Origin of the sequence: Polaromonas sp. UBA4122, assembly GCA_002381615.1 — a bacterium.
GTDB lineage: Bacteria > Pseudomonadota > Gammaproteobacteria > Burkholderiales > Burkholderiaceae_C > Polaromonas.
In genome coordinates this window covers 20,678-26,745 of sequence record DFWY01000092.1, presented here as the reverse complement: position 1 = coordinate 26,745, position 6,068 = coordinate 20,678, and the positions used below count along the sequence as shown (strand labels likewise).

Here is a 6,068-nt window from a genome sequence, read left to right as displayed (position 1 = left end):
CCGCCGGTGGCGATCAGGTCGTCAATCAACAGCACCCTGTCGCCGGGTTTCACCGCGTCGGTGTGCAGCTCCACGGTGGCGCTGCCGTATTCAAGCGCGTAGGTTTCCTGCACGGTGGCAAAGGGCAGCTTGCCCTTTTTGCGGATCGGTACAAAGCCCACGTTCAGCTCATACGCCACCACGGCCCCCAGAATGAAGCCGCGCGCATCGAGACCGGCCACCACATCGGGACGCAGCGCCGGGTCCATGTAGCGGTGCACAAAGGCATCTATCAGCACGCGAAAGACCTTGGGGTTTTGCAGCAGCGGCGTGATGTCGCGAAACTGCACACCGGGCACGGGCCAGTCAGGCACGGTGCGGATATGGCTTTTGAGGTATTGGCTGATGGTCTGGTGAGTGAGGCTGTCGAGATCGGGCATGGTTCATTCAAAGTGGGTGTGAGCCCGTATTTTGCACCCTGCGCTACCCAAATGGAACGGGCTCCCGGACCGCGCAGACTTGGGGCTGACGCTTGCGGGGTTACTCTTTGGGGGGTCACCCGCGCAGCAGTTTCTCTTCGGCCATGGCCAGCGCCTCGGGCTTGCCTGACAGCACCAGCGTGTCGCCGCCCTCGAGCCGGGTTTCCTCGTCTACTTCCAGTGTTTTACCGTTGCTGCGCCGCAGGCTGACCACGCGCACGCCTGCTGCATGCAGCGCCAGCGCGCCCAGCGGTTTGCCCACTGACTTGATGCCCGGCGGCAGCGTTACGGTTGAGAGGCGTTCCTGCTCGCGCTCGCCCGCGGTGTCGTCATCGGCACCGCGGAAGTAGCCGCGCAGCAGGTTGTAGCGGGCATCGCGCTGGTCCTGCACCACGCGGATCACGCGGCGCATGGGCACGCCCACCAGCGCCAGCGCGTGGCTGGCCAGCATCAGGCTGCCTTCTATGGCCTCGGGCACGACTTCGGTGGCGCCGGCGGCCCGCAGTTTTTCCAGGTCATGGTCATCCACGGTACGCACAATCACCGGCACCGTGGGCGCGTGAGCACGCGTGTTGGCCAGCACCTTGATGGCGCTGGCGGTGTCCAGATAAGTCACCACCACGGCACTGGCGCGGGCCAGGCCCGCCGCCATCAGGGCCTGCAGGCGCACCGCATCGCCAAACACCACCGAGTCGCCGGCTGCGGCGGCCTGGCGCACCCGGTCGGGGTCCAGGTCCAGCGCCATGTAAGGGATGCCTTCGTGCTCCAGCATGTGGCCCAGGTTCTGGCCGCAGCGGCCATAGCCGCAAATGATGACGTGCTTGTTGGCGTTGATGGACTTGCGCGCAATGGTGGTCATCTGCAGCGACTGCTGCAGCCATTCGCTGGACACCAGCTTCATCACAATGCGGTTGCTGTACATGATGATGAATGGCGTAGCCAGCATCGACAACACCATGCTGGCCAGGATCGGGTTAAGCAGGGCTGGCGGCACCAGCCGGCTCTCCTGTGCCAGCGACAGCAGCACAAAGCCGAATTCGCCCGCCTGCGCGAGGTACAGGCCGGTGCGCAAGGACACGCCATCGGTCGCACCCAGCGTGCGTGCCAGCGCCGTGACCATCACCAGTTTGAACAAGACGGGCAGCGTCACCAGCAGTAGCACTATCGGCCAGTGCAGCGCGACTTCGCGCCAGTTCAGCATCATGCCAATACTGATGAAAAAGAGACCCAGCAAGACATCGTGAAAAGGCCGGATGTCGGTTTCGACCTGGTGCTTGAATTCGGTTTCCGAGATCAGCATGCCAGCGATAAAAGCGCCCAGTGCCAAACTCAGCCCGGCCCGCTCGGTCAGCCAGGCCAGCGCCAGCGTGACCAGCAAGAGGTTAAGCACAAACAGCTCATCGCTTTTCCGCCGTGCCACGAGGGTGAGCCACCAACGCATGACGCGCTGGCCGCCGGTGAGCAGCAGGCCGATCAACACGGTGGCTTTCAGCCCGGCAAGCGCCAGCGCCATGAACAGTTTATCGGGCGAAGAACCCAGCGCCGGAATCAGTACCAGCAGCGGCACCACGGCCAGGTCCTGGAACAGCAGCACGCCCATCACGCGCTTGCCGTGTTCGGAATCCAGCTCCAGCCGTTCGGACAGCAGTTTGACCACAATGGCGGTGCTGCTCATGGCCATCGCGCCGGACAGCGCCAGTGCGGTTTGCCACCCCATCTTCCACAAGGTCGGCGCCATGCTCGCAAGAAACAGCGAGCCCACGGTAGCCAGCACGATGGTGAGCGCGACCTGGAGCAGTCCCAGCCCAAAGACATGGCGTCGCATGGAGCGCAGCTTGGGCAGGTTGAACTCCAGCCCGATCACAAACATCAAAAATACCACGCCGAACTCGCCCAGATGGCGCACACCATCGGAGTTTGCCGACAGTGCCAGCGCATGGGGCCCAATTACCACGCCCACGGCCAAGTAGCCGAGCATGGGCGGCAATTTGAGCGAGCGGCATGCGACCACGCCCAGCACTGCGGCCAGCAGGTACAGCAGGGTCAGTTCAAGCGCACTCATGCATCGATGGTAGCCGAGGAAGTTGCCAGTACCTTGACGTTTGATGGTCATGCGCCGACGGGGTGTGCCTTTGCACTATATAGAATGCAGCCATGAGCTTTGACCCCGCGAACTTTGATGCCGAGCAGGCGCTGACCCTTGCCAGGAAGACCTTTGAGATAGAAGCCGCGGCCGTGCGGGACCTGGCGGACCGCGTGGGCAGCGAATTTGCCCAGGCAGTCCTGCTGATGCTGGCGTGCCGGGGCCATGTGGTGGTCATGGGCATGGGCAAAAGCGGGCACATCGGTCGCAAGATCGCCGCCACGCTGGCATCTACCGGAACGCCGGCCATGTTTGTGCATCCGGCCGAAGCCAGCCATGGCGATCTCGGCATGATTACGGGCCTGGACGTGGTACTGGCCATCTCCAATAGCGGCGTGAGCGAGGAGCTCATGGCGATTCTTCCGGTGCTCAGCCGTTTGGGTGTGCCGCTCGTGGCCATCACCGGCGGCGTGCAATCCGTTCTGGCCAAACATGCCCGCGTCACACTGGACAGCAGCGTGGCCCGGGAAGCGTGCCCACTGAACCTGGCACCTACGGCCAGCACCACGGCGCAACTAGCGCTCGGCGATGCCTTGGCCGTGGCGCTGCTCGATGCGCGCGGTTTCAAGGAAGAAGACTTTGCCCGCTCGCACCCCGGTGGTTCGTTGGGCCGCAAGTTGCTGACCCATGTGAGCGACGTGATGCGCAGCGGTGACGCCGTACCGCAGGTGCGGCCAGAGACCCCGTTTACAGAGCTCATGCGCGAGATGAGCGCCAAGGGCTTGGGGGCTTCGGCCGTGGTGAGCGACAGCCAGCGTGTGCTGGGCATCTTCACCGACGGTGACTTGCGCCGCTTGGTTGAGAAGGGCGTGGACTTGCGCAGCAGCACCGCGGGTGAAGTGATGCACGCCCATCCGCACACGGTGCGGGCGGACGCCCTCGCCGTAGAAGCGGTAGCGCTGATGGAGCAACACAGCATCACCAGCGTGCTGGTGGTGGACGATGCTGGCGTGCTGTGCGGTGCGCTCAACACCAACGACCTAATGCGCGCCAAGGTGATATAAATAAATGGCCCCCACGGTTGTCGCTTCGCATACTGCACTGCTCCCTGAGGGGGCTGAACTTGCTCGGGGCGGCCCGGCGACGGAATGCGCTTTACCGGCTCTGAAACCGGCTTTGAATTTCGCGCCTGAGCTGCTGCTGCGCGCACAGGGCGTGAAAGTGGCGTTCTTCGACGTGGACGGTGTGTTGACCGATGGCGGCCTCTACATGGCTGAGGATGGTGAGACCCTCAAGCGTTTCAACATTCTGGATGGCCTCGGCCTGAAGCTGCTGCAGAAAGTCGGCATTACACCCGCTGTGATCACCGGGCGCGACAGCCCGGCGCTGCGCGCGCGGCTGCAAGCGCTGGGCATTACGCATGCCCACTTTGGCACCGAAGACAAACGCCCTGCCGCCGAAATCACCCTGCAGGCGCTGGGACTCGACTGGACCGCTGCGGCGGCCATGGGCGATGACTGGCCCGATCTGCCTGTGATGCGCCGCGCGGCGCTGAGTTGCGCGCCGGTGAATGCACACGCGGAGGTCAGGGCGCAAGCCCACCACGTCACGCAGGCGCGCGGCGGCCATGGCGCTGCGCGCGAGCTGTGTGACCTGTTGCTCGTCGCCAGCGGTCGCTATGCCAGCCTGCTGCAGGCATACGCCAGCTGATATGGTCACCCTGCCCGACGGCAGCGGCGCGCTGCAGCAGTTCAAGAGATCCTGGCGCACCCTTGCACGCGTGTGGGACAGCACGGCCATATACATGCCGCTGCTGATGATGGGTGCGCTGGCCTTGGGCACCTACTGGCTGGTGCGCAACACGCCGATTTTCAGTACGCCCGAGGCGGCCAAAGAGGCCAGGCACGAGGTGGACTATTTCATGCGCAAATTCACCGTCAAAACCTTCGACGACGGTGGCAAGCTCAAAAGCGAAATTTATGGCATCGAGGCGCGGCACTTCCTGGACACCGACATTCTGGAGATCGACCAGGTGCGGATGCGCAGCATCAACGTCGACGGACATATCACCACGGCCACGGCCAACCGCGCCTACGTCAACAGCGATGGCTCGGAAGTCCAGCTGACCGGCAATGCGGTGGTGGTGCGCGACGGCAGCCAGGACGCCACCGGCAAGGCAACTCCGCGCTTGGAATTTCGCGGCGAATTCCTGCATGTGTTTTTGAACGAGGAGCGTGTCCAGTCCCACAAACCCGTGGTCCTGATCCGGGGCACCGACCAGTTCACCGGCGACACCTTCGCTTATGACAACCTCGACCAGGTGGCCAATCTCAAAGGCCGCGTTCGGGGTGTGCTGATGCCGAAATCGGCTTCCGGGGCTGCCGGTGCGGTGAGTCCCGCCAGTCCCGCTCCAACCGCCCGTTAGTACAACACGTGAGTACTGCGGTAGCGTACCGCCACGGACCGGCAACTTCAACCCAAATCCAAGCCCAAGTCCCACCATGTCCAGACTCGTGTTCATCACCGGCGCATCCAGCGGCATCGGCCAGGCGCTGGCCCTGCGGTATTACGCGGCGGGCTACCGGCTGGCACTCGCAGTGCGCCGAACCGCAGAGGTCCAGTCGTGGGCTGAGGCGAATTCGATCAGTGCCAGTCGCTATCAAATTTACAGCGCCGACGTGTCCGATATCGACAGCATTGTGGCGGCGGGACAGGCCTGTATTGCCGCTCAGGGCGTGCCTGACGTGGTGATAGCCAATGCCGGCATCAGCATCGGCATGGACACCGCCGTGCGGGAAGATATCGATGTCATGGTGCAGACTTTTGCCACCAACAATATCGGCCTGGCGGCCACGTTTCATCCCTTTGTGGCGGCCATGGTGACGCGCGGTACCGGCGCGCTGGTGGGTATTGGCAGTGTGGCCGGCATACGCGGCCTGCCGGGTCACGGGGCTTACTGCGCCAGCAAGGCGGCGGTCACCAGCTACTGTGAAAGTTTGCGCGGCGAACTCCGGCCTAGCGGTGTGAAGGTGGTGACGATTTGCCCGGGCTATATCGACACGCCGCTGACACGGCAAAACCGCTATTCGATGCCGTTTCTGATGAAGGCCGAGGTGTTTGCCGACAAGGCCTTTGTCGCCATCCAGGCGGGCCACAGCTACCGCGTCATTCCGTGGCAAATGGGCGTGGTGGCCAAGTTGCTGCGCCTGCTGCCGAATGCGGTGTTTGACAAGGCCCTGGCAGGCCGCGCCCGCAAGCACCGTCAGGGCCAGAACTGATTCATTTTTCAGACGCCCATTCATCCGCGCTGAAAGCTGGCCCGATCTGCTATAAAAACAATAGCTGCATGCGCCTGTAATAGCTGGGCACAAAGCAAAAAGGCTTCAAAACCGAAGTTTTGAAGCCTTTCTTTTTTAGCTCTCTTCAGTCTTTGACTGAAGAGGCTTGTGTGCACTGTGGCTAATCGCCAGCAGCGTGGGGGTTTCGCAGGGCTTAGTAGCCGCCGCGTCCACCGCCTGTCTCTTATA

The 6,068-nt window shown here is 63.1% G+C and carries 6 protein-coding genes; 4 read left to right on the top strand and 2 right to left on the bottom strand.

The window, feature by feature from the left end; all coding sequences use genetic code 11:
- A partial coding sequence (locus B3F77_RS12495; RefSeq protein ID WP_293605264.1) for an adenine phosphoribosyltransferase occupies nt 1-419 on the bottom strand: 419 nt, incomplete at its 3' end.
- A 115-nt stretch (nt 420-534) separates the two neighbouring features.
- Complete coding sequence (locus B3F77_RS12490; RefSeq protein WP_293605269.1) at nt 535-2,520, bottom strand: monovalent cation:proton antiporter family protein; 1,986 nt, start codon at nt 2,518-2,520, stop codon at nt 535-537.
- A 92-nt stretch (nt 2,521-2,612) separates the two neighbouring features.
- Here B3F77_RS12490 and B3F77_RS12485 point away from each other — a divergent pair, with 92 nt between their 5' ends.
- From B3F77_RS12485 to B3F77_RS12470, 4 genes are all read left to right on the top strand, one after another.
- Nucleotides 2,613-3,605, top strand: coding sequence for a KpsF/GutQ family sugar-phosphate isomerase (locus tag B3F77_RS12485; RefSeq protein WP_293605263.1), 993 nt, complete (start codon nt 2,613-2,615; stop codon nt 3,603-3,605).
- A gap of 112 nt (nt 3,606-3,717) precedes the next feature.
- Nucleotides 3,718-4,251 carry a KdsC family phosphatase gene (locus B3F77_RS12480; protein ID WP_293605262.1) on the top strand — a complete coding sequence of 178 codons (534 nt, stop codon included), beginning with the start codon at nt 3,718-3,720 and terminating at the stop codon, nt 4,249-4,251.
- 1 nt (nt 4,252) lies between these two features.
- Nucleotides 4,253-4,966, top strand: a complete 714-nt coding sequence (gene lptC / locus B3F77_RS12475; RefSeq protein ID WP_293605261.1) for an LPS export ABC transporter periplasmic protein LptC — start codon at nt 4,253-4,255, stop codon at nt 4,964-4,966.
- A gap of 76 nt (nt 4,967-5,042) precedes the next feature.
- Nucleotides 5,043-5,819, top strand: coding sequence for an SDR family oxidoreductase (locus tag B3F77_RS12470; protein ID WP_293605260.1), 777 nt, complete (start codon nt 5,043-5,045; stop codon nt 5,817-5,819).
- Nucleotides 5,820-6,068: the final 249 nt, after the last annotated feature.

Bases quoted from the DNA above. Each gene is read 5' to 3' on its own strand.
- B3F77_RS12470 (WP_293605260.1), top strand. From the start codon at position 5,043: ATGTCCAGACTCGTGTTCATCACCGGCGCATCCAGCGGCATCGGCCAG.
- B3F77_RS12485 (WP_293605263.1), top strand. From the start codon at position 2,613: ATGAGCTTTGACCCCGCGAACTTTGATGCCGAGCAGGCGCTGACCCTT.
- B3F77_RS12490 (WP_293605269.1), bottom strand. From the start codon at position 2,520: ATGAGTGCGCTTGAACTGACCCTGCTGTACCTGCTGGCCGCAGTGCTG.
- lptC (WP_293605261.1), top strand. From the start codon at position 4,253: ATGGTCACCCTGCCCGACGGCAGCGGCGCGCTGCAGCAGTTCAAGAGA.